At 61.7% G+C, this 21,956-nt stretch carries 21 protein-coding genes and 1 pseudogene; 6 read left to right on the forward strand and 16 right to left on the reverse strand.

The annotated features are described in order from the left end of the window. The first annotated feature begins 25 nt into the window (after nucleotides 1-25). The 3 genes from Q8S30_RS09055 (at nucleotide 26) to Q8S30_RS09065 (ending at nucleotide 3,116) form a co-directional block, all read left to right on the forward strand. A complete protein-coding gene (locus tag Q8S30_RS09055) occupies nucleotides 26-445 on the forward strand; it encodes a hypothetical protein (protein WP_305665725.1) in 420 nt (139 codons plus the stop codon). A 215-nt stretch (nucleotides 446-660) separates the two neighbouring features. Continuing rightward, nucleotides 661-1,986 (forward strand): DNA cytosine methyltransferase, encoded by a 1,326-nt coding sequence (locus tag Q8S30_RS09060; RefSeq protein ID WP_305665700.1) that lies wholly within the window; start codon nucleotides 661-663, stop codon nucleotides 1,984-1,986. After that, nucleotides 1,986-3,116: a DNA cytosine methyltransferase gene (locus tag Q8S30_RS09065; RefSeq protein WP_305665701.1), complete on the forward strand. Its 1,131-nt coding sequence runs from the start codon at nucleotides 1,986-1,988 to the stop codon at nucleotides 3,114-3,116. The genes Q8S30_RS09060 and Q8S30_RS09065 overlap by 1 nt, the downstream gene beginning before the upstream one ends. A gap of 54 nt (nucleotides 3,117-3,170) precedes the next feature. Here Q8S30_RS09065 and Q8S30_RS21115 read toward each other — a convergent pair. Both Q8S30_RS21115 and Q8S30_RS09070 read right to left on the reverse strand, forming a co-directional pair. Then, nucleotides 3,171-4,256, reverse strand: a pseudogene (locus tag Q8S30_RS21115) (hypothetical protein); the annotation flags it as partial. 8 nt (nucleotides 4,257-4,264) lie between these two features. After that, nucleotides 4,265-6,079, reverse strand: coding sequence for an AAA family ATPase (locus Q8S30_RS09070; protein ID WP_305665702.1), 1,815 nt, complete (start codon nucleotides 6,077-6,079; stop codon nucleotides 4,265-4,267). Nucleotides 6,080-6,276: 197 nt separating this feature from the next. Between Q8S30_RS09070 and Q8S30_RS09075 the strand changes: the two genes are divergently transcribed. Continuing rightward, nucleotides 6,277-6,774, forward strand: a complete 498-nt coding sequence (locus tag Q8S30_RS09075; RefSeq protein ID WP_305665703.1) for a very short patch repair endonuclease — start codon at nucleotides 6,277-6,279, stop codon at nucleotides 6,772-6,774. 428 nt (nucleotides 6,775-7,202) lie between these two features. Here Q8S30_RS09075 and Q8S30_RS09080 read toward each other — a convergent pair whose 3' ends face one another. The 9 genes from Q8S30_RS09080 to Q8S30_RS09120 all read right to left on the reverse strand — a co-directional run bounded on the left by Q8S30_RS09080 (nucleotide 7,203) and on the right by Q8S30_RS09120 (nucleotide 16,035). Then, nucleotides 7,203-7,556: a cytochrome c gene (locus Q8S30_RS09080; protein WP_371135481.1), complete on the reverse strand. Its 354-nt coding sequence runs from the start codon at nucleotides 7,554-7,556 to the stop codon at nucleotides 7,203-7,205. Nucleotides 7,557-7,678: 122 nt separating this feature from the next. After that, entirely contained in the window at nucleotides 7,679-7,966 is a 288-nt protein-coding gene (locus tag Q8S30_RS09085; protein WP_305665705.1) for a copper-binding protein, read from the reverse strand. A gap of 26 nt (nucleotides 7,967-7,992) precedes the next feature. Beyond that, the gene (locus Q8S30_RS09090) at nucleotides 7,993-8,454 is read right to left on the reverse strand and encodes a cupredoxin family protein (protein WP_305665706.1); all 462 of its coding nucleotides are present in this window, start codon (nucleotides 8,452-8,454) and stop codon (nucleotides 7,993-7,995) included. A 28-nt stretch (nucleotides 8,455-8,482) separates the two neighbouring features. Next, nucleotides 8,483-9,850, reverse strand: coding sequence for a multicopper oxidase family protein (locus tag Q8S30_RS09095; RefSeq protein WP_305665707.1), 1,368 nt, complete (start codon nucleotides 9,848-9,850; stop codon nucleotides 8,483-8,485). Beyond that, nucleotides 9,847-11,250: a TolC family protein gene (locus Q8S30_RS09100; RefSeq protein ID WP_305665708.1), complete on the reverse strand. Its 1,404-nt coding sequence runs from the start codon at nucleotides 11,248-11,250 to the stop codon at nucleotides 9,847-9,849. Before Q8S30_RS09100 ends, Q8S30_RS09095 begins: the two co-directional genes overlap by 4 nt. 285 nt (nucleotides 11,251-11,535) lie before the next feature. Beyond that, nucleotides 11,536-11,895 carry a hypothetical protein gene (locus Q8S30_RS09105; RefSeq protein WP_305665709.1) on the reverse strand — a complete coding sequence of 120 codons (360 nt, stop codon included), beginning with the start codon at nucleotides 11,893-11,895 and terminating at the stop codon, nucleotides 11,536-11,538. 100 nt (nucleotides 11,896-11,995) lie between these two features. Further along, nucleotides 11,996-14,365 carry a heavy metal translocating P-type ATPase gene (locus tag Q8S30_RS09110; protein ID WP_305665710.1) on the reverse strand — a complete coding sequence of 790 codons (2,370 nt, stop codon included), beginning with the start codon at nucleotides 14,363-14,365 and terminating at the stop codon, nucleotides 11,996-11,998. 72 nt (nucleotides 14,366-14,437) lie between these two features. Beyond that, a complete protein-coding gene (locus Q8S30_RS09115; protein ID WP_305665711.1) occupies nucleotides 14,438-15,199 on the reverse strand; it encodes a glutaredoxin in 762 nt (253 codons plus the stop codon). A gap of 11 nt (nucleotides 15,200-15,210) precedes the next feature. After that, entirely contained in the window at nucleotides 15,211-16,035 is an 825-nt protein-coding gene (locus Q8S30_RS09120; RefSeq protein ID WP_305665712.1) for a DUF6692 family protein, read from the reverse strand. Between the two features lie 125 nt (nucleotides 16,036-16,160). On the opposite strand from Q8S30_RS09120, the gene cueR reads away from it, so the two are divergent. Both cueR and Q8S30_RS09130 read left to right on the forward strand, forming a co-directional pair. After that, the gene (gene cueR / locus Q8S30_RS09125) at nucleotides 16,161-16,562 is read left to right on the forward strand and encodes a Cu(I)-responsive transcriptional regulator (protein ID WP_305665713.1); all 402 of its coding nucleotides are present in this window, start codon (nucleotides 16,161-16,163) and stop codon (nucleotides 16,560-16,562) included. Between the two features lie 81 nt (nucleotides 16,563-16,643). Next, nucleotides 16,644-17,093, forward strand: a complete 450-nt coding sequence (locus tag Q8S30_RS09130; RefSeq protein ID WP_305665714.1) for a DUF411 domain-containing protein — start codon at nucleotides 16,644-16,646, stop codon at nucleotides 17,091-17,093. Between the two features lie 165 nt (nucleotides 17,094-17,258). On the opposite strand, the gene Q8S30_RS09135 is transcribed toward Q8S30_RS09130, so the two are convergent. The 5 genes from Q8S30_RS09135 to Q8S30_RS09155 all read right to left on the reverse strand — a co-directional run bounded on the left by Q8S30_RS09135 (nucleotide 17,259) and on the right by Q8S30_RS09155 (nucleotide 21,937). Then, nucleotides 17,259-17,516, reverse strand: a complete 258-nt coding sequence (locus tag Q8S30_RS09135) for a hypothetical protein (protein WP_305665715.1) — start codon at nucleotides 17,514-17,516, stop codon at nucleotides 17,259-17,261. After that, a complete protein-coding gene (locus tag Q8S30_RS09140; protein WP_305665716.1) occupies nucleotides 17,513-18,187 on the reverse strand; it encodes a D-Ala-D-Ala carboxypeptidase family metallohydrolase in 675 nt (224 codons plus the stop codon). The genes Q8S30_RS09135 and Q8S30_RS09140 overlap by 4 nt, the downstream gene beginning before the upstream one ends. 74 nt (nucleotides 18,188-18,261) lie before the next feature. Then, nucleotides 18,262-18,552 carry a DUF6127 family protein gene (locus Q8S30_RS09145; RefSeq protein WP_305665717.1) on the reverse strand — a complete coding sequence of 97 codons (291 nt, stop codon included), beginning with the start codon at nucleotides 18,550-18,552 and terminating at the stop codon, nucleotides 18,262-18,264. Nucleotides 18,553-18,598: 46 nt separating this feature from the next. Further along, nucleotides 18,599-19,348 carry a hypothetical protein gene (locus Q8S30_RS09150; RefSeq protein ID WP_305665718.1) on the reverse strand — a complete coding sequence of 250 codons (750 nt, stop codon included), beginning with the start codon at nucleotides 19,346-19,348 and terminating at the stop codon, nucleotides 18,599-18,601. 18 nt (nucleotides 19,349-19,366) lie between these two features. Beyond that, entirely contained in the window at nucleotides 19,367-21,937 is a 2,571-nt protein-coding gene (locus tag Q8S30_RS09155; protein ID WP_305665719.1) for a hypothetical protein, read from the reverse strand. Nucleotides 21,938-21,956: the final 19 nt, after the last annotated feature.

A 21,956-nucleotide genomic window follows, 5' to 3' on the forward strand; every position in this document is an offset into this window, starting at 1 on the left:
GGGACGGCGACATCGGAGAAGCCGCATGACACACGGCGCGCCGATACCCGAGACCGTGACGCTCCACGTCCCGTTCCGCGTCGTGAAGCGCGGCGGCCGAAAGGAAATGCACCTGCCCGATGGCGTTCGGCCAGACCGCAAAGCGGACAAGACACTGGTCAAGGCGCTGGCCCGAGCCTTCCGCTGGAAGCGGATGCTCAAATCGGGTGAGTTCGCTACCATCGCCGAACTGGCAGAGCAGGAGGGGATCGCAACGTCCTATATGACGCGCATCCTGCGCCTAACGCTGCTTGCGCCAGACCTCGTTGAGGCGATCCTGGACGACAAGCTGGGCCGGGAGGTGACGTTGGCGCAGGTGCTGGAGCCCTTCCCGTTAGAGTGGAGCCTGCAGCAACAGGCACCTGCCGTGCTAGAGAGCAACAAAGGACGTTCTGGCCCAACCTGATGGTCGATCACCGCTTCCAGACTCCTGTCGAAGAGTCCATACTTCTCTTGACCAACGCACCGGGGTCAGGCACAAAACGAGAACGGAGGTGGCGATGGCTCGGGAACACAAGAAACAAGTGACGGTTCTGTTAGAGCATCAAGAGGATCGCCGCTTTTCCGCGTATTGCGAAGAAAAGGGCTACAAGAAATCAACCCTTATCGCCCGCTTGGTACGTGAGCACCTCGATAGAGAAGGCTTCCATTCACAAGGTGAGCTTTTCCACAGCGCATCGCGACATGAATAAAAATAATAACAAGAACGAAAGATTGAGGCCATCGATGCAACCAAATAAAAAAATGAAATCCCATGTGGGTCGAGGCATTGAAGAGGTCCAGGTGATCGACTTCTTCAGCGGTTGTGGCGGTATGTCTTTCGGCTTCCACACTGCTACCGCTCGCAATGTAAAGTACCGTGTTCTCGGCGGCCTCGACATCGACCGGCACGCCAACGCGACATACGAGCGGATGCTGAAGAAGCCCGCCATAATGAACGACATTCGGCGACTGACTGATCGAGAATCGCTCGAGGAGGCCCTCTCTCAATGGGGCTATGACTCAAGTAAGCCGCTGATCCTAATTGGATGTGCGCCCTGCCAAGGATTCAGCTCTCACAGAAAGAAAGATCCCCGCGAAGACGAGAGAAATGAGCTTCTTGCCGCCTTTGGCGCCATCGTTCTGGCGCTGGAGCCGGCATTGGTTGTAATGGAAAATGTACCCGAAATGCTTCAAAAAAAATATTGGAAGCATTATGAAGCGTTCTCGTCACAATTGGAGGAACATGGATATATTACACGCGCACGATTACACAACCTCGCCAGCTTTGGTGTTCCGCAAGAGCGGTATAGGGCCTTGGTGTTATCTTCACGGCTCTCTCATCGCACTGAAATGCCGCGACCCACACATGCTCCAAGCAAGTTTGTTTCGGTTCGAGACGCTATTGGCGAGTTACCACCTCTTTCTGCGGGCGAAGAGTGCAAACATGATCCGATGCACAAGACGTCAAAGCACCGCCGTGAAACAATTGAGCTTCTCAAGCTCATTCCGCACGACGGAGGCAGCAGGAAGTCGCTTCCTGATGGCGTTGGTCCCCAATGTCACACGAAGGTTGATGGCTTCCGAGATGTTTATGGTAGGTTGTGGTGGGATCGTCCAGCTGTAGCAATTACCGCTCGCTGTCGAACGCCGTCTTGCGGCCGGTTTGTACACCCTACGCAAGACAGGGGCCTATCCGTTCGAGAAGCGGGCCTGTTGCAAGGCTTCCCAGCCAACTATCATTTCGAGGGACCATTTGACGACAAGTTCAAGCAGATTGGCAATGCTGTCGCACCAACCTTCGCTCGCGCGTTGGCTGAACATATCGATCAAGCTTGGGTCGGCGAAGCCGTAAGCACTTCACTTGAAGAAGACGTGCGCGCACCCATCGAGAAATCCATTTCTTCAGCTCTGGCAGGAATGAAAAGGCGCCTCAGGCTAGCCGAACAAGAGGCAGAGGTGGCTTGATGGCGCTCCATGCGGTTGACCTCTTCTGTGGAGCTGGCGGCCTCTCACTGGGGCTGCGGGAAGCAGGCATAAGGCCGGTTTTCGCGGCCGATTTTGACGCGCATTCGTGCGCGACATACCGAGCAAACCTTGGCGATCACGTCCGCCAACTCGACCTGTCAAAGACCTCCGTTCGGGAGTTCATTTCGATGGTTCGAGATACGACGGAACGCGTTGACATAGTAGCTGGGGGGCCGCCATGTCAGGGCTTTTCTGTCCAACGTCGCGGACAACCTCTCGACGCCAGGAACGAGCTTGTGAAAAGGTTTGGGGAGTATGCCTTAGCCCTATCGCCTAAAGCGATCTTGATGGAGAACGTTCCGACTATTCTCGGCGCACGGGGGCGTGCCTTTATCGAATTTATCACCGAGGCCTGGGAGCAAGAATACGTTCTGCACAAGGCCGTTCTAGACGCGGTTTCTTACGGTGTCCCCCAGTTCCGTCGGCGGGCCTTCATCGTCGCCATTCGGAAGGACTTGAATGCACAGTTCTCCTTTCCCGAGCCCACGAGGTTGCCAGAGGAATATGCCACTGTAAGGGAGGCTATTGCCGATCTCCCGTCTCCACCAGAAGACTTCAATGAACACCCCGACCACCACAATCATCGCCGTGTGGCTATCTCGGACCGAAACCTTGAAAGAATAAGCTACGTTCCCGAAGGTGGTGGACGGTTGGACGTGCCTTCGCACTTACAGTTGCCCTGCCATAAAGCCTCAAATGGTCACCGCCATCTCGATGTCTTTGGTCGGCTCTGGTGGAACCGTCCATCGGGCACACTCACTGCTATGTTTGACAACTTCACGCGCGGCCGTTTCGCTCATCCTGAAGACAACCGCAATATCACGAGCCGAGAGGGTGCGCGCCTGCAGTCGTTTCCGGACAGCTTCAGGTTTCTAGGTCCGAAGAAGGACGTTGCCAAACAAATCGGCAACGCGGTTCCCCCTCGTCTCGGGCAAGCGGTGGGCGAAGCCCTCGTCCAAGCACTTTCGGACGAGAGGCCAACGAGCAAGGAGACTGCTCAGTGCACCAGCTCTCTCTTGCAAGAGAAGTTTGTCGGAAATTGTGACTATGACGATCGGCGCGCCCTCTAACGTCGTGCCGACGACTTTGGCGTATTCATTTCTTTCCGTGAGATAGACTAGAATTCCTAAACCCGCATTCAGACTTCTCACGTAGCACGTCAACTGATAGAGGTCTGTGGCTGCGCCGGAACTCATCGGATCCAACAACTTATATTTTGCATCTACAGCGCCAATGGTCCTGCCCTCGGCCTCAATAATCACATCGGGGTCCAATAGCGGGCCCCCGTCAGGGAAGAGGCGAGTTTCACTTCCCCGCAGTCCATGCAAACGAGCATCGGCTTGGACGGCTGAGTCCTGGAGCCACACATCGACGAGCACTTGCACACAGCACTCCCAAAGCGCCTCGATGTTGCGGAACCTGGCTATTCCATTTGGTAAGTGCGCCACCCATCCACCGAAGAGGTGTCCCGTAGTCAGGATTTGGATGCAGCACTTAAGAAGCCTGATAGCAGCTGTGTTGGGCCCTATAGCAAGATTCTGGATCGCGCCGTGAGCGGCAACGATAGCCTCTTCGCTCGTGCCGAATGGCTCCGCAACATCGAGCGCTTGGGAGAGTGAGTGTACTTCCCTGAGTGTCCTCGACGTCACGCCGACTAGGGTTGGAAGGATCGGGATGACAGATTGAACAACACGATTGAACTGTTGGTCTTGGCGATGGACTGAGCGCGTCGCGATTACGCGATGACGGATACCTCGAGCTGCAATTTGGCGTACGGTCTTGCCAAATTCAATTCTGCCTCTCGGGAATGACGTGGCGTGAGTTTCTCGAGCATACTGCCAAGGAATACCCTCGTAGACGCAATTAAGAAGCGCGTCACGGAACTCACCAGCGGGATCGCCCTCTGTCGAACCATCCGGAACACCATCTGACTTAAGATTGTCCAAGTGCTTTTCTTTTGACAACAATGCCAAGCGATCCATTGCTGCTAGAACGCTTGGAGATTTTGGCTCGATGCTGACGCTAGCCGACGGAAGTACAAGTTCACCGACGTAGTTTCCTGGCGTAACAACGAAACCGGCATTGCTCCGTGCAATCCGGAGAACGTTCTTCGAAGCCAAAGCCTTCATAGGCTGGTCAAGAGAATGCAAACGCCACTCGTCAAGGGTGACTACGACAGACGATCCACGCTCCTGTAGAATCAATCTCATTTCTTGACTCAAGCCGATTGGTCAATGCTTGGAATGCCCTCAGCGTCAGACAATTTCGATCCTTGATCTCCACTAACAGCTTCTTCTGAAGGCTGGGTATCTCGATATGGAAATGAGTTGTAAGCGGCCTCGTATGCTTCGTGAATTCTTCCCAGTGGATCTGACAATAAAGGCCGTACTGTACCGTTGAAGATGTCAGCTAGAGCGCCGGCATCCTTCGCGTGCGCAAAAACACCGTGCCCAAACGGCAAGTCCTCAAGGTGCCGATCAAACCACTCAATTAGCCGATCCAAGACCTCGGGTGGTAAATTGCTGAAAAGCATCTCCTTTAAAGAAGCAACGGACGAGGGCACTGGAATTCTGTGAACTCGTCTGTTTACTGCGTCGTCCAGTGAAAGCGCTGAGCGATCTCGCGGGTTCATTGTGGTGAGAACAATCAGATTTGGCGCGATCTGCGTTTCGGACTGAGAAATGGAAAGCGTAAATTTCCGGCCCCGATGTTCAATGTACGTAAGCAACTCTCCAAGTACGGAGTGAGCGTTCGCCCTGGTAAACTCCTCGATCACCAAGACATACTCTCTTCCGGGGTCCTCCAACGCCTTTTCATTAATTTTCCGAAGGGTCTTTGGACGAAGCTGAAAGCCCTGTCCATCAGCTCTCGGAACAAACCCTTCAACGAAATCCTCGTATGAAGTACTATCGTGGAATTGGATCTCCATACCTCTCGACGGATCTCCATCAGTGATTTGATCGGCCACAATTCTCGCCAGACGAGTTTTCCCCGTCCCTGGTATACCTGAGAGCGCTATGATTTTCCGAGCACCGTGCACCCTAACCGCCGTCAACACCTCTTTCACCAAATTAACATCAGCTGTCGCCAACGGCGGGCGTTCCGCGGCCTCAACTGGCGACATCAAGTAGGAAATGTAGCTCGATCGATTAGACCAAGCGTCCTGCGGGACTTCAGGAACGGCTTCATCGAGTAGACTATCAAAGATTGCGGCATTCTCATTGGTCAGCGTACGAAAGCCATCGGAAGCCGCTTCTGAGGGGATCAACACTCCGCCCAAGCCAGCTCGGTTGAACCAAGGTGTTATGTGCCGTGGATCGTTGGTGAGAGCGTTCTGGCCAAGCTCCTTGAGCTCCACCTCGCTAGAGTAGCCCGTCGGAAATCGCTTTCGAAATTCTGAAATTCGCGAGATGGCGCTCTCGAGCTCGTGTTCGTCATGGATATGACCGAGAACCCGGTTAATGTCCTGCCAGTGAAGCCTATTGTCGAGTTGCCGAAAGGCCTTCCAAATGGCCCGGAGTGGACGCAGGTTCGATCCAGCCGGAACGCCGGAAGCCGGATTTCCACTTCGGTCGGGCTTCGCTAGGAGGACGCGGTTTGCAACCATCGCACCCAGTCGAGCAATCTTATGATTTGCTCCCTCTAAGGACGCGGCTACATCGTCGAGGCCGTCGACAACTGCGCGACCAAAGCGGGTGGCTTGGACAGTGCCATCTTCGTCAACCGTCAACAGCCCCATTTCTTCGAACGCCGTCTTCCATGTCCGGAGCCTTTGCTCTGAGATCTCAGCGTTTGGAGTTTGCCCCCCAGTAGTCCTCGTGGAAAAACGATCTATTGCCGCCTTAAGCGCAGCACGGGTACTCTCATAGTTGCGCTCCCGAAAATTGGTTCCATCTGCGGATAGTATTGCCCACAGATAGTGAGGTGCGGTCACGCCGGGTATTGAAAGGTCAACGTCTGGGCTCTCGTGGTTTGAAATCGGCCAGCTCATCTCTGCGTAACCTCTTGCGCCAGCCGCGAGATAAACAAGCATGCTTCGGAAATATGAGGTTCTCCATTGGGGATGCCGGAGTTTAAAGCGGGTTTGAGTTCCATTAGTCTTGATTCCCCTTATCTATGTCCGTCTGGAGCACCGCGTCTGCCGAAAACACGGCTACACATCGCGTTGTTCTTCGGTCAGGTTTGCTCTAGGTTCGCAACACAAGGTAAGACCGCGCGGAACTCTAAGCAATGACCGACGTGTTCGATCCGCAGACGCGGTCAAGGATCATGGCGAGCGTTAAGCAAAAGGACACCGCTCCCGAGATCGCCATTCGCAGTGCGCTTCACAAGAAGGGCTTCCGCTACAGTCTTCACTCGAAAAAGGTCTATGGAAGGCCCGACTTGACCCTTCCCATGCACCGCGCCGTCATCTTCGTTCACGGCTGCTTCTGGCATCGGCATCATGGATGCCGCTACGCCTCTACACCGTCGACTCGCGCGAACTTCTGGCAGGCAAAGTTCGAGGCGAACGTTGCTCGGGACAGCGCCGTCCGTGGAGTGCTGCTTGCGGCGGGTTGGCGTGTGGCGACGATCTGGGAGTGTGCCCTGCGAAAGCCCGAACAGGCCTCGCTAGCGACCGAGCGTCTTTCAGCATGGCTACTGACTGAAACTGACACGCTCGAGCTCGGCGAAGTCGAGGTCTCGGCACCCACCAGTGAAGGCGACGATGTCGGCTCTTCCAGCTGATTGATCCAGCCCGGCCGGGCTATGATGCGCCTCTTGAATGTTCGATCCGAGTTCCTTCTTGCGAACGCCACTGGCGTCGGAGTGTTTAGCCCATATATCCGCATTTCCTATGTTTTCAGAGGCTTGCAAGCTATTCACCAAATCCGCGCAGTCATCAGGTCCGGAGAATATCGGCCTTGAGAGACCGCCTTCTGGCCTCTTGGCGCCGGCACCAGTGCTCAGCCCCACCCGCATAACCCTCGAAAACAACGGAAAAATGCGGCCGCCGCCGGATCGGGAGAACGCTTTCGCGAGGGCAGGTGGCGGAGGGAAAGGGCCTGATATCCAACCTTCTCCACCTTAACCTTTTGTTTCTGAAACACTTTAATAGTGCGTCCTTCGACCACTGCCTCAGCAGCCATGCCGCGCATCAGCTCTCATTGGATGGTCTAGTTTCCCTGCGACACACGTTCCTGATAGCTCCGCTCACGTTCCGGCCATGTGCTCTTGATGTAGGCAAGCACCGCGCGAATTTCCGCGTCGCTCAGATCGCCTCCGAACCCCGGCATGTCGCTCTCGTAGCCGCCCCCGACGACTGCGGCGGTGCCTTCCTTCACGATGCGGAACAGTACATCGTCGGGATGATGCCAGGTATGACCGGTCTTGTCGTGCGGCGGGGCAGGCAGACGGCCGTCGGGGCCGGGCGAGCGCCAGTCGGGTTGGCCCTCGAGCATCCCGCCATGGCACGACGCGCAAGCCTCGGCGTAGACCGCAGCGCCACGGGACAGGTCAGGCCGCTTCATTTGAGGCCAGGCCAGCGCCACGGCAGCAATTGAGGCGGAAACAGCTGAAATCCAGACCCAAGAGCGCATCATGAAATTCCGTTCAAAGGCCGCACGCCGACACATCGGCGTGCGGCTTGGGCTTACTGCACCTCGATCTCGGTCACGGTGAGCTTGCCGTTCATACGATCTGCGACGAAGCGCACCTTGCTGCCCTCGGACAGACCATCCAGCATGGCCGGGTCGGCGACCACGAAGACCATTTTCATGGCGGGCATGTCCAGATTCTCGAGCGGACCGTGGTCGATCGTCACCTTGTTCCACTTGGCATCGACTTTGGTAACGGTCCCGTCTGTCATCGGGTGATCGCCATCGGCGAAAGCCGGCGAAGCGGCAAGGAAGACCGCCGCGAGCATGGAAAGAAGTTTCATTTCGTATTTCCTTCGTGTGATGAGGTTCAGTTGATGGTCAGGGGGCCGTGCATGCCGCCCTCGTAATGGCCGGGGATCAGGCAGGCGAATTCGTAGGAACCGGCCTTGCCGAATGTCCAGACGATGTCGGCCTCCTCACCGGGCTCCAGGCGCACGGCGTTCGGGTCGTCGTGTTCCATTTCCGGAAACTTCTCCATCATCGCCTTGTGCTCGGCATTCGCCTCCATCGTGTCCATGACGAATTCGTGAATTTCCTCGCCTTTGTTGACGATGTGAAGTCGCACCGTCTCACCCGCCTTGAAGGTCAGTTCCTTGGGTTCGTAGACGAACACGAGATCGGCGTCGTAATCCTCCTTCATGATTACCTCGACGGTCCGCGTCGGCTTGTGGTGGCCGGCCGGGCCTCCCATCGCCATGTCATGCTTCCCGTCTGCCATGACGGCAACTGGCGAAAGCGCGAGGATCAGGGCTGCGATTGTCGTCTTCATGAGCGTTTCTCCTTTTCTGCTCGATGGGTCATCCGCGCCGCACGCCGCCGCGGGGCGTGAGGATAGTGTCGGGTCGGTCGTTTGAAGCATGCTCGGGCAATTCGCCCGTCCACTCCCAGGCCTGGGTTCCGGGAGGATTCTCGTACCAGCCCGGGTCTGAATAATCGTCGCGATCAATTCCTTCGCGGACCTTCACGACCGAGAACATCCCCCCCATCTCGAGTGGGCCGTAAGGTCCCCATCCGGCCATCATCGGGACGGTGTTGTCGGGGATCTCCATCGACATTTCGCCCATGTCGGCCATGCCGGCGGTGCCCATCGGCATGTAGCCAGGCTGCTGGCGCCGCATCAGGCCGGTCAAGCGCGACTTGTCGGTGCCGATGAATGTCGGGATGTCGTGTCCCATGGCGTTCATCGTGTGGTGTGACTTGTGGCAGTGGATCGCCCAGTCGCCCTCGTGCACGGCATCGAACTCGTAGGCGCGCATGGCACCCACGGGAATGTCGATCGAGACTTCGGGCCAGCGCGCCTCGGGCCGGACCCAGCCGCCATCGGTGCAGGTGACTTCAAAATCGTAGCCATGCATGTGGATCGGGTGGTTGGTCATCGTGAGGTTGCCGCAACGCACCCGCACCCTGTCGCCCTTGTTCACGACCAACGGGTCGATGTCAGGGAAGATGCGGCTGTTCCAGGTCCACAGGTTGAAATCCGTCATCTCCATGATCCTGGGCAGGTAGGTCCCCGGGTCGATGTCGTAGGCGGCGAGCAGGAAGGCGAAATCACGGTCGACCGGCATGAACTCCGGATCGCGCGGATGCACGATGAAGAGACCCATCATTCCCATTGCCATCTGCACCATTTCGTCGGCGTGCGGGTGGTACATGAAGGTGCCCGACTTCACGAGGTCGAACTCGTAGACGAATGTCTTGCCGGGCGGGATCGCCGGATGACTGAGCCCGCCGACCCCGTCCATGCCCGAAGGCAGGATCAGGCCGTGCCAATGGACCGAGGTATGCTCAGGCAGGCGGTTGGTCACGTAGATACGCACCCGCTCGCCCTCGACCGCCTCGATGGTCGGGCCGGTCGACTGACCATTGTAGCCCCATAGTCGGGCGATCATGCCATCGGCCATGATGCGTTCCACCGGCTCTGCCACGAGGTGAAATTCCTTCACGTCGCCGTTCATTCGGTAGGGCAGCGACCAGCCGTTGAGGGTCACGACCGGGTTGTAATCGAAGCGCTCGGTCGGCCTCGGGGGGACCTGCGTATAGGGGCTGTCGTTAGACGCCGCTTCGGGCAGGTCGCGGAATTTCGTCTGCGCTGCGCCTGCATTGGCAAGAACGGCTCCGGCCCCCATCGTCAGACCGGCCCCCAGCATCTGTCTGCGGTTCATCATTCGTCGCCTCCTTCCTCGGAAGAGCCTGAGGCGGCGGCGCCGCCCCAGATCGCTTCGGTCACGGCGGTTTCCGCCAGCCAGTAGTCACGCTTCGCCTCGGCCGCGCCGAGTTGCGCCTCTAGCCCGTCGCGGGCGTCTTCGATCAGTTCGAAGGTCGAGGTGATCATGCCGTTGTAGGATTTCAGCGCCTCGGCATCGATTGTCCGGCGCAGCGGCAGCACCACGTCGCGCCAGTGACGGGCGACTCCATATTTGCCCGTCACTTCCAGATGTGCAGCACGTGCCTCGGCCCGCGCGCTGGTCGCGGCATCAGCGAGTTGGTTGGCGGCCTTGAGGTACGCGAGATTCCCGCGCCGGGACACGAGCTTGCCTGTTTCGTAGAGCGGGATCTCGAACTCTACCTCCACAACGGGAGTGGTTTCCGTCTCACCGGCATCCCGTTCTGCTTCGAGGCCGGCACGGATCGCGACGTCGGAGACGGCGCGCGTTTCGCCGGTCAGCCGGTAATCGGCCGCAATAGCCTGCAATTCGAGGCGACCAGCGGCGATGTCGACGCGGTTCTGCAAGGCGAGCCGCTCGATGTCCGCACGGCTGCGGGGGCGTCCTGGAAGGCCGGGAAGCGCGTCCGGCACATAGAACGTCACCTCTCCAAGTGACACGCCCATGAGCCTCGCCAGCCGCTCCTTGGCCAGTTGAGCTTCGAGCTTCGCATCCGCACGTTCGGCTGCGATCTCTGCCGTGAAGGCATGCTCGCGGGCCTGATCCGCGGCATTCATCGCCCCGGTGCGGCCAAGTTCGACGGCCAGTTCCGACGCCGCATCGGCCGTGTTCTGGGTCCGGGCGATCAGGGAAGCGGCCTCGAAGGCGGCGACCGTCTCGATCCAGGCCCGGCGCGTCTCCACCGCCAGCGCGATGGTCTCACCGGCTGCAGCAAACTGAGCCTGCTGGAACCTCAGTTCTGCGACCCTGGTGCGTGGCTTGGCGGTCGCGGCCTCAAGGATCGAGGTGATGAGCGTGGCCTCCAGCGTGCGTGCGACATCGCCTGCGAGGCCAGAGACGGAAATGCCGACGGATGGCACCGGCCCCAATGCCGACTCCCAGACATCGGCCGCGGAAAGGCCCAGTTCGGCATAGGCCGCCTGAAGACCGCGGTTGTTGAGCAGCGCCGCCTGAACGGCGGTTTCGGCGCTGATCGTCTTGCCCTGCAGCATTGCCTTGGAACGGGCTTCGGCCGCCGCAATCTCGGCTGCGTTCTGATGCCAGCCCGGGGTGCCGGTCTGCGCATTCCGGCTGCGCTCCGTGACGGCGGCAAAGCCGGCACGGGGTTCACTGACCCGGGCAATCGTGGCGGTGTCGGCGCAGGCCGACAGCGTCGCGACCAGCGCGACGGATCCGATCAACTTTGTTTTCATGTCAGCTGCCCGCCTGCGCGTCGTTGACGCCACGCCAGTCGGCAGGCTCGGTAACCCGGTAGCCGCCATAGCTGACCGCAGGCGCTGCTGGAGCGTTAGAGTGCACTGTTGCCGACGCAGGGCCTTCGGCCCCGAGCGGGAGTGGATCAAGCTGCGTACATGCAGCAAGACCCAGCGGCACGATGGCCGCGATGCGGAATATCATTGAAAAGTCCCTCGCGTATTCTGGTCATTCCGCAGCGGCCACCAGCCGCTGCTCAGGATTTGGAACGATCAGACGCGAGGAGGGCGGCGTAGGCCTTCCGGCTTTGCAGCGGCGACCAGTGCATAGCTCTGCATGCGAAAGCCCGCCCTGTGGTTCAGGTGCATAGTGTGTGGATGAATTGACAAGGCTTCAATCGCCACGACACAAGCATGTGCAACACAATGGTTTGCAGGATGCGTCGCGCTATCGGCCTCTTGTTCGACGGATGCAGCATCGAAGTGTGCATGATCGACATCATGCGCTGCATCATGGGACAGTTGGACGTCACAGTCGAGCATGGCGACAGCATTCGCGGGCGAAAGGGAAAGAGACACCGCAACAACAATCGCGATGCAGGCGATGCCGAACCTGCGAATCAGATTTCCCATGACACTTACATATCCGGTCGCAAATCGAGTTCCAATTGACATTTCCTTGAGACCTGAACCTCAACGATCGGATCGTTATCACCCTGCACTCGACATGCTCCTAGAGGTCTATGCGCCGCAGCCGCAGGGCGTTGGCGATGACAGACACCGACGAAAGGGACATCGCCGCCGCCGCGATCATCGGCGACAGGAGAAGTCCGAAGACCGGGTAGAGCACACCCGCCGCGATCGGCACGCCGGCGGCGTTGTAGACGAAGGCGAAGAACAAGTTCTGCTTGATGTTGCGCAGCGTCGCCTTCGCGAGCTTGCGGGCACGCACAATGCCGGTCAGGTCCCCGCCGAGCAGCGTCAGACCGGCGCTTTCCACCGCGACATCAGCGCCGGTGCCCATGGCGATGCCGACGTCCGCGGCGGCGAGCGCGGGCGCGTCGTTCACTCCATCGCCAGCCATGGCAATGGACGCCCCCTTGGCGCGCAATTCGTCGACCAGCGCCTTCTTGCCCTCCGGCAGGACACCGGCACGGACCTCGTCGATGCCGAGCCTGGCGGCGACGGCCTCTGCGGTGCGCTGGTTGTCACCCGTCGCCATGATCACGCGGAGGCCCTGCGCGTGCAGCTCGCGGATTGCGGCGGACGTGCTTTCCTTGATCGGGTCGGCGACGGCGACGAGACCGGCCAGCTTGCCATCGATGGCGACGAACATCACGGTCTGCCCGTCAGCGCGGAGGCCATCGGCCGCCTCGTCCGCAGTCTCGGTCCGTACGCCGAGCGATTGCATCAGCGCGGCATTGCCAAGCGCGACAGGCTGCCCGCCCACCTTGCCGGTCACACCCTTGCCCGTCACCGCTTCGAAGTCGGTGGATTTCTTCATCTCCACACCGCGGTCGCCTGCGCCGGCGACGATGGCTTCGGCGAGCGGATGCTCGGACCCGCGTTCCAGCGCCGCCGCCATGGCCAGGACCTCGTCTTCCGACCAACCGTCTTCGGCCTGCACGTCCGTCAGCTTCGGTCTGCCTTCCGTGAGCGTGCCCGTCTTGTCGACGATCAGCGTGTCGACACGCGCCATGCGCTCCAGCGCCTCGGCGTCCTTGATGAGGACACCGGCCTGCGCTCCGCGCCCCGCGGCGGTCGTTATCGAGATCGGCGTGGCGAGACCGAGCGCACAGGGACAGGCGATGATGAGCACCGACACGGCCGACGCCATGGCGAACACGAAGGCCGGGGTCGGGCCGGCGATGAGCCAGACGACAAACGCAATAATCGCGACGCCAACGACCGTGGGCACGAAGACGGACGATACCGTGTCGGCCAGTCCCTGGATCGGCGCGCGCGAGCGACGTGCGCCGGCAACCATGTCGACGATCTGGCTCAGCACGGTATCCGATCCGACCGCAGTGGCGCGGATCGCCAGAGTGCCGTTCTTGTTGATCGTCCCGCCGGTGACGCGGTCGCCTTCGACCTTCTCGATCGGGACAGGTTCGCCCGTAATCATGCTCTCGTCGATGGAGGATCGGCCCTCCACGACCTCGCCGTCGACAGGGACGCTGTCGCCCGGCCGCACGCGCAGGAGATCGCCCTCCATCACGTTCTCCAGCGGCGCGTCGTATTCCGACCCGTCGGGCAGAATGCGTCGTGCCGTCTTCGGCGCAAGGTCCATCAGCGCCCGGATGGCGTCGCCCGTCCGCTCGCGGGCGCGCAACTCCAGCACCTGGCCGACGAAGATCAGCGCCACGATGACGACCGCCGCCTCGTAGTAGGTGCCGACGGTGCCGTGGCCCATGCGATACGCTTCGGGAAAGACACCCGGCAGGAAGGTCGCGACCAGCGAGTAGAGATAGGCCGCCCCGACCCCGAGCGAGATTAGCGTCCACATGTTTGGCGAGCGGTTCTGTATCGAGGCCCAGCCGCGCTGAAAGAACGGGCGCGCCGCCCAGAGCACGATCGGCGTCGCCAGCAGGAATTCCAGATAGACGGCGGTCTGGTGCCCGACCCAGTCCCGCACCGGCAGCCCGACCATCTCGCCCATCGTGAGGACGATCAGCGGCACCGCCGCGGCGACGCTCACCCAGAGCCGGCGCGTGAAGTCGACCAGTTCCTCGTTCGGCGCGTCGGACGGCACCATCGGTTCGAGCGCCATCCCGCAGATCGGGCACGCGCCGGGCTCGTCACGGACGATCTCCGGATGCATCGGGCACGTCCACTGCGTGCCCTGCGGCGCGCGCTTCCCGACCTTTGCGGCGTTACCCGACGCATAGAAGAAGGGATCGGCATCGAACTTCGTCCGGCATCCCTCGGAGCAGAAATAGTAGGTATCGCCGCCGTAGTCGCGGCTGCGCGCCTCGGGCTTGATCGTCACCGACATCCCGCAGACCGGGTCCGTCGCCTGCGGCCCGGCCTTGGTCTTCGCGTGATCGTGGCCGCAGGAAGTGTTCGCGTCGTGGTTATGATGGTGGTGGGCGTGCCGTGTCATGTCAGACTCCTGCCTGAGATGAAACGCAAGCTAGTGCTTCCAGTCACTGGAAGGTCAAGATGGATTCGACGGTCAGAACACGATCATCTTGAGCGGCATCCAGATGCCCATCGCCATCATCATCAGATTCTCGGTCAGCGACACGAAGCCGAGCGGCACGGACGATGAGCCGCCTACGCAGGCGCATTTCAGCTCGCGCTTTTCAACGTAGACCGCCTTAAAGACGCTCACCGCGCCGACCGTGCCGATGAACAGCGCGACGGGCGCCGAAATCCACACAAGCGCGCCCGCCGTCATCAGGATGCCGGCGAGGGCCTCGCCGAACGGGTAGATCTTCCCGTAGCGGACCCAGCGACGTGCCAAGAGGTCGTAGTTGAGGAACATCGTCGAGAAGCCCTCGACGTCCTGAAGCTTCTGGATCGCGAGAAATGTCATCGACAGCGAGATGAACCATTCGAAGGCGCGCAGCGTCAGCACCGTGCCGTACTGGTGCCACGACAGGCCGAGCGCCAGGAGGAGCGCCACCGAGAAGATCGCGATGACTGGCTGATAGCTGGTGTCGCTCTGCTCTTCGGGTGGCGGGTCGAGATCGAAATGCACGCGCAGATCGTCGTATCCGCCGATCCGATCGCCGCCGATGAAGGTCTGGGGCGTCGTCTTCACGCCGTGCTCCTCCATGAAGCGGTCGGTCTCCGCGCGCGTGGTCAGGTGGTGGTCTTCCACCGTATAGCCCTTGCGCTCCAGCAGATCCTTGGACTTCAGGCCGTAGGGACAGGTATGCTCGGGCATGACCATGCGATAGAGGACGGCCTTTTTCAGGGTGTCATCTGCCATCACCATCCTCCTCAGTTCGTGCAGGTGTACTGACCGCGGAAACCGGCCTCGTAATCTGGGCCCGCGCTGATGACGAATTCTTCAAGGCCGTCATCCCCGGTGTCCCGCAGCTGGATCGTGATCGGGTCGGCCGTGAAGTTCTGTCCACCGCCGCCGAGGCGGACGAGATCGCCGCTGATCTTGACCAGAGCGGTGTCGTTTCCGGACACGAACACGGGCGGGCTCGTCTCGGTGTAGGTGAAGCTGCACGCGGCCCCGTCCGGGAAGACCCGAGCAATATCCGCCTGTGTTAGGAACTCCGGGTCGACCTTGGAGACGACCTCGCTGGACAGGGCATCGCGAGCATCCTTGAGTTCGGCCGCTGGTTGATCTCCTCGGGGTGCCGCTTCCCCGTTCGCCGATATGTCCGCGATCAGATAGCGCATCTCCGCGATTTCCTTGTCCTGGGCATAGATGATGTCATCTGCCAGGGTGCGCACCCTTGGATCGGTGATATCCGCCCGGGACGAGGTCATGATGGCGATCGAATGGTGCGGGATCATCGCCCGCATGTACGAGCGGTCCTGTACCGTCACCTGACTGCGCACCAGCCAGAGAGCCCCTGCGAACACGATGATGGAGCCAACGAAAATCGCGATATTGAACGTGCGGTTCTCGTACATGCCGAGCATGAAGGCCAGCATGATGAAGGCCATGACCGCCCCCATGACGATTGCCATATAGGCTCGCGTTTCCGACCAGAAGATATGACTGATCAGGTATGTGTTCAGGTACATCAGCCCGAACATCACCACCGTTGATGTGGCGATCATAGCAAAAAAGCGACCGTAGTTCATTTGCGCCTCCATTTCCGTCGGTAACTCGATAACAAGCTTCCAGCGCTGGAGGGTTCCAGACGCGGGAAGGTTCTTGACCTTCCGCTGGGTGGAACATTTATCTGAGTAGTCGGAGGTGCATAGGTATGAACATTGGTGACGCAGCGGAACTGAGCGGATTGCCAGCAAAGACGATCCGCTATTACGAAGACATCGGCCTGGTGCGCCCCGAACGAGGCGGCAACGGGTATAGGGACTTCAGCAAGCGCGACGCTCACAAGCTCGCATTTCTGGGACGGGCCAGATCCCTCGGCTTCTCCATCGAGGAATGCCGGACTCTCCTGTCGCTCTACGAGGATCGCAGCCGTGCGAGCGCCGACGTGAAGGAAATCGCCGAGCAGCACCGGGACCGGATCACCCGGAAGATCGCCGAGCTAGAGGCCATGCGCAGCACGCTTCAGACTCTGATTTCGGATTGTCATGGAGACGATCGCCCAGACTGTCCGATCCTGGACGATCTCTCGGGGGCAGAGACCGTGATCGAATGACGAGGCAGAATGAGCATGAGGCGGCTACGCACGAAATTGTACCAGCCACCGAAATCAAGAGGAAAGACAGGAAATAATACCATGAACCGTAGACGCTTCATTTCCATGGCCATGGGAACGCTTGCCATCGCACGACCGGCGCTCGCAGCACCGGCCCGAATCGAAGTCTACAAGTCGCCGACTTGCGGATGCTGCTCCGCTTGGGTCGAGCACATGGCGCGCGCAGGTTTTGCCGTCGACGCGCAGGATATCGATCAGGAGGCACTCAACGCCCTCAAGGCGCGGTCCGGAATCACGCCCGATCTGGCGTCATGCCACACCGCGCTCGTGGATGGGTTTGTCGTTGAAGGTCACGTGCCTGCGAGCGATGTCGAGCGTCTGCTCGCCGAACGCCCGGACGCCATCGGCCTGTCCGTTCCGGGTATGCCGATCGGCTCACCGGGCATGGAGATGGGCAATCAGCGCGACGCGTTCGATGCTCTGCTGGTGATGGGTGACGGATCGACGCGGGTCTTCCAACGACACGCCTAGCCCGTCGCTCCGCAAGCTCTCGCCTGCTCCCTCATCACCACATAGTCGGCGAGCATTTCGGCGATGGCCGACCCCTTTGGTAGGCGGGCCAGCTCCTCGGCCGCCCGCGCCTGGAACTCACCGCTGTACTCGACGACCGGCGGACACGCCTTGCGACCGCCGTGGTCAGAAGCGCCCGTTGCGCAGCCGCTCAGCAAGCTCGTTGCGATCGCGAGGGCGGCGAGCCGCCGCTTCCAGCATGCGGCGTTGGACATCATCGGCCTTCTCCATGGTCTCAAGGCGTTCGGCGAGGCGTCCCGTGCGTTCGCCGGAGCGCCGAAGCGAAAGCAGTAACAGGAGCACTGCCAGCGCGATGGCTCCGTAGCGCAGCGCCGCCCGCATGCACGGGCGGGCGGCGAACCCGGTCAGGAGCCCGCCGATCACCGCCGCCCCCGGCGCCAGTCGTCGAGGCGGGCGTAGATCGCGACCGCGATACCGCCGAGGGCGACCGCGATGAACACCCAGCGCAGGGTGTCGAGATACGGCACCAGCGGCAGGATCGCCGTCTGGGTCTCGGCGATGACGCTCTGCGCCATCTCGACCCCGGCTGCGCCCAGCGTCGCGACGCCGGCAGCTCCGCCACCTTTCATGGTGCGGCTGTCGGCCAGCACTTCGCGCGCGGGCGGAGTCTCGGATGCAAATGCCGTCGCCCGGACTGGGAACCGCTCGCCCCATTGCCGCGCGGGCCCCAGATCGACATGCATGAACCCCGAGCGCGGATAGAAGCCGAAGCCGAGGAAGCCCACCTCCCGCGCTTCTGCCTCGAAGGCGGCGGGGTCATGGTTGGACATCGCTATGTCGAAGGCCACGCCCTCCATGTGCTTCGAGCGCTTCGCCCCTCCCACGGTGCGGTTGTGCTCGGGGCTGCGATAGGCCGAGCGCACGATCAGCGGCTTGCCCAGCCGATCGCGGAGCGCCTGAAGCTTGTCGAGCGCGGTTTCGTTGACCAGCAGCTTGCCGGTGCCCCGGCAGGCGATCTCGGCGGGGGAGAAGTTGGGCCAGCGCCAGGTGCCCTCGGGCACGTCGCGCCAATGGCGGTGGAAGGTCGTGGTCATGAGGGTCCTCCAAAACGAAAAAACCCGCCTCGAGGGCGGGTGCGGTTGGGCTGATGGTTTGGGGTGGTGAACTGCTAAGGACTGCCGCCGAAAATCTTGAGCTTGATGGCGATGCCCGCGAGCAGCGCCAGCATGACGCCGGTGGTGATCATGCGGACCGCGGCCTGCAGGGCAGTGCGGCGGGCGAGGCGGATGCAATCGAGCAACGACCGCAAGTCGCGGATGTCGAGCGCGGCCTCGTCGCCGTCTAAGCCAACATCGGTAAGGGCGCGTTTGGCACCCTCTTCCGCCGCGCGGGTCAGGATTGCCTCGAACTCGGCATCGGGCATGCGCACGAAGCCCTGGTCGGACTGCGGGGGTGTCATCTGTGTCGCTCCAGCTTGTGCCGCGGATGGCCGGGACCGCGCCGCTTCACGCGACCGCATACTTCGCCACCAGCGCATCGCGTGCCGCGGCAAACACCGCCGCATTCGACGCGAGGTGCAGCGCCCGGTCGAAGTAGAGCGCGTCGCCGATGAGCCCCTGCATCACATTGGTGCCGCCGCCCCAGCCCATGACCAGCCTTGCGTTGGGATCGGCCTCGACATCGAAGGCCAGGCTGTGGGTGTATTCCGGCGACCAGCTGCCGTTCGCGAACAGGATCGAGGACTTCCTGGTCGCATAGTCGAAGGAGACGCCCTGGATCCCGCGGGTGTTCGGCGGCAGCACGGTTCCCGCTGCCTTCTGCTCGAAGATGCCCCCGGTGTTTGAGGTGTGGAAGCGCATCGCGGTGGCACTGGAGATCCAGAACTTGTTGAGGTTCTCATTGGCGCCTTCCTCGACCAAAGCGAGGTTGCCGATCGTCGTCGGATAGACGGCCATGAGCCAGGTGAAGCTGTTTTTCGCGGAGTTCTTCGGCAGGCGGAACTGCAAAAGGTTCGAGACCATGTTCCAGGCCGGCAGGCCGTTCATCTCGGCCGAGACAGTGACGCTGGCGAGGGGATCATTGTTCCTGTTGATGTAGATGGCCCCGGACTTCCGATCTGCCCCCGGATTGGCAGGATCGATGTAGTAGGTCAGCCCCGGCAGCGCGGCGATGGCGCGGTCATAGTCAGTGAAGGTGATCACCGGCGCGCCGGGGATGCTGATACCGGCCGTGCCGGGAACGGTCTGGACGAGCATTTGGCTCTCTCCTCTTGGTTACGGGCGCGGGGTGAAGGTGTCGTCGCCTTCGATGAAGCGGTCGTGGCAGAGCCAGTTCTGCATCGGCAGCCCTTGGGTGCTGAGATCGGGGCAGCTGTCTCGAATGCAGGTGCGGTTGCCGCCGGTGGGGCCATAGTCACCCTCCACCGTCTGCTTCAGGCCGATGCCAAGCACGCCGCGCACCGCGCCGCCAAGGGCGCCCGGGTCGCCGGTCAGGGTGACGGTGATCGTCCGGCCGGAGACGTCTACCCCCAGGACGTTGCGCGGGCTCGCAGTATTGTCCCACCACTGGATGCCAAGATTGCCCGGGTCGCTGACCTGCACCGTGTCGACGACCAGCGCCGAGCCATCGCCGCCGCTGACGCCAAGGGTGATCACCGCGCCGCTGCGGCTGTAGCTCGAGACATGCAGCGGCTGCTGGCCGCTGCGGATGGCACGGCCGTGATACTCGCCCCAGAGCTTCGATGAGACGGCAGTGAGGTGTGTCCCGTCGGTCGGCAGCCGCCGCTCGAGGTGGTACTTCGGGCCGACACAAATGAAGCGGTCCGGGTGATCGAGCGCGACCTGCAGCTGCGCGGCGGCAACAGGGTAGCGCACCGCGGCACCATTGACGGTCTGGCCGAGGCTGCCCGAGCCGCCATGGTCGATCTTGGAGGTCTGGCAGAGGGCAATCCGGACCTGATCGCTGCGCCCGGTGATCTTCGACAGGTCCGCCGTCAGTCGCGCCTGCAGCTTCTCGAGATAGTCCCGGTAAACATAGCCGAACATCCCGGCATCGGCTTCGCCATGGATGAAGGACATCACCGGCTGCAGCATGCTGCGGCCATGGGCATCGCAAAAGGCCCGGGTGCGGGCCGCGGCGCGCAGGATTCCGGCATACTGGATGCCGGTGCCACCCGCCTGATCCTTTGCAACGAGGCCGCTCATGCCCCAGCCGCCGCGGGCGTGGTTGCTGAGCACGAGGCCGGTGCTGGCGGAGAGCCCGGGCAGCAGCACGCCGGCGGCGGCCGAGGCCGGGCTTTCCCCAGAGACCTCGCGCAGGTTGACCATCCGCGCGAGATCGCTGTTGGGGTAATGCGAGGGGCCGAAGTCGGACTTGTCTCCCGAGCTGGCCTCGACCACCGACATGCTGGGCGCATTGGCCGTGTCATACATCAGCGCCCGGCCCGGGGCGATCTCGCCGGTCAGCGCGGCATCGGCGGTCTGCTCCAGCGCCAGGCTCTGGCCATAGATGAGGTAGGGCTGGATCTGGGTGTAGGCTGCCGCCAGTGGCCAGGAGAAGCTGACATCCATCGCATCGACCTTGTGGCCCGCGGCCCCGAGATCATGGACGAAGCGCAGCGTGCCGGCGCGGAAGCCCATGGCGGCAGTCTTGTACTGCATCGGGCCGGTCAGCACGTCACCCCAGCCGATGCGGATGACGCGGCCGTTGTCCAGCGCCAGGGCCGCCGCGCCCGAGGGCAGCGTCACCGCCTCGGCGCCGAGCGGCGCGCCGCCCGAGAAGAAGACGCCATCCTCGCGAAAGCCGCCGAACACCGTGCCGCTCTCCGCGCGCCAGGCAATGGCGATCTTGCGGGCATCGCCCAGCAGGTTCGCCGGCAGCGGCAGCGCGGCGAGGCGGTCATCGACATCCGCCGACAGTGCGGTGACCTCCTCGAGCCGGGCGATTGCCTTGCCCGCGACCTCCAGCCGATAATCCCCAGACGTGATGCCCCAGAGCAGCGAGCCGCTTTCCAGGATCTGCCCGGCGACATAGCTCGCGTTGAACACCGGGAACCAGGCCGTGGCCTCCACCCCGCCCATGCGCAGGTTGATCTGCCCGAGCGCGGCGGCGCGTGCGGTCGCCTCACCCTCAATAGCGGCTGCGATCGCGGTACTGCGGGCTGCGGCCTCGCCGGCCACGGCCTCGGCGATGGCCGCGGCCGATGCGCCGCCGCCGAGAAGGTGGAGCACTGTGGTGCTCTGCACCTTGAGGAGATATCCGCTGCCCGCCACCATCTCGCCAGGCCCGACCGGTCCGCTGCCGGGGATGCGAAGCTCGCGGGTGACGCCGGCGATGGTCAGCGTCGGTCCGGACTCCGTGTTGGTGGCGATCGGCACATAGAACAGCAGGAGGCTGGAGCGGATGCCGATATCTGCCACGCCGGGCGCCAGATCCGCGGTGGCGGCATCGGCGGTGCCCCCGACATTGGTCAGGCGCAGCACCCCGCCATCGGCGGTCGCCACGCGCCGCGCCTCGGTCTCGGCCGCGAGCAGCGCCTGGCCGACAGTGCCGGTCGGCAGATCACCGATCCGGGTCCAGCTTCCCGCGCCGGGATTGCCGCTCTTTCGATAGGTGCCAATCAGTGCCGGGTCGGGATCGCCATGGACATGGCCGGTGGCACCGGCGGGCCAGGAGAGATCGGCATAAAGCTGGGCCCGTGTGGCATAAGCGGGGCCGGTCATCGCCGATAGTAGCGCCGCCAGCCGGGTGACCGCGATGCGGATGGTGCTGCCCTGGTAGTTGCCAAGCACCTCGTCGGCGAGATCTGCGGCCGAGATACTGGTGGTTCTGACGCCGCTGTCCAAGTCGGCCTCCTGACGAATG

The organism is Frigidibacter sp. (genome assembly GCF_030695035.1).
GTDB lineage: Bacteria > Pseudomonadota > Alphaproteobacteria > Rhodobacterales > Rhodobacteraceae > Frigidibacter.

Excerpts from the sequence above, each read along its gene's own strand:
- Q8S30_RS09145 (WP_305665717.1), bottom strand. The coding sequence starts at position 18,552 with ATGACACCCCCGCAGTCCGACCAGGGCTTCGTGCGCATGCCCGATGCC.
- Q8S30_RS09070 (WP_305665702.1), bottom strand. The coding sequence starts at position 6,079 with ATGCTTGTTTATCTCGCGGCTGGCGCAAGAGGTTACGCAGAGATGAGC.
- Q8S30_RS09090 (WP_305665706.1), bottom strand. The coding sequence starts at position 8,454 with ATGAAGACGACAATCGCAGCCCTGATCCTCGCGCTTTCGCCAGTTGCC.
- Q8S30_RS09150 (WP_305665718.1), bottom strand. The coding sequence starts at position 19,348 with ATGCTCGTCCAGACCGTTCCCGGCACGGCCGGTATCAGCATCCCCGGC.
- Q8S30_RS09055 (WP_305665725.1), top strand. The coding sequence starts at position 26 with ATGACACACGGCGCGCCGATACCCGAGACCGTGACGCTCCACGTCCCG.
- Q8S30_RS09110 (WP_305665710.1), bottom strand. The coding sequence starts at position 14,365 with ATGACACGGCACGCCCACCACCATCATAACCACGACGCGAACACTTCC.
- cueR (WP_305665713.1), top strand. The coding sequence starts at position 16,161 with ATGAACATTGGTGACGCAGCGGAACTGAGCGGATTGCCAGCAAAGACG.
- Q8S30_RS09120 (WP_305665712.1), bottom strand. The coding sequence starts at position 16,035 with ATGAACTACGGTCGCTTTTTTGCTATGATCGCCACATCAACGGTGGTG.
- Q8S30_RS09095 (WP_305665707.1), bottom strand. The coding sequence starts at position 9,850 with ATGATGAACCGCAGACAGATGCTGGGGGCCGGTCTGACGATGGGGGCC.
- Q8S30_RS09085 (WP_305665705.1), bottom strand. The coding sequence starts at position 7,966 with ATGAAACTTCTTTCCATGCTCGCGGCGGTCTTCCTTGCCGCTTCGCCG.
- Q8S30_RS09080 (WP_371135481.1), bottom strand. The coding sequence starts at position 7,556 with ATGAAGCGGCCTGACCTGTCCCGTGGCGCTGCGGTCTACGCCGAGGCT.
- Q8S30_RS09130 (WP_305665714.1), top strand. The coding sequence starts at position 16,644 with ATGAACCGTAGACGCTTCATTTCCATGGCCATGGGAACGCTTGCCATC.
- Q8S30_RS09105 (WP_305665709.1), bottom strand. The coding sequence starts at position 11,895 with ATGGGAAATCTGATTCGCAGGTTCGGCATCGCCTGCATCGCGATTGTT.
- Q8S30_RS09075 (WP_305665703.1), top strand. The coding sequence starts at position 6,277 with ATGACCGACGTGTTCGATCCGCAGACGCGGTCAAGGATCATGGCGAGC.
- Q8S30_RS09115 (WP_305665711.1), bottom strand. The coding sequence starts at position 15,199 with ATGGCAGATGACACCCTGAAAAAGGCCGTCCTCTATCGCATGGTCATG.
- Q8S30_RS09065 (WP_305665701.1), top strand. The coding sequence starts at position 1,986 with ATGGCGCTCCATGCGGTTGACCTCTTCTGTGGAGCTGGCGGCCTCTCA.
- Q8S30_RS09140 (WP_305665716.1), bottom strand. The coding sequence starts at position 18,187 with ATGACCACGACCTTCCACCGCCATTGGCGCGACGTGCCCGAGGGCACC.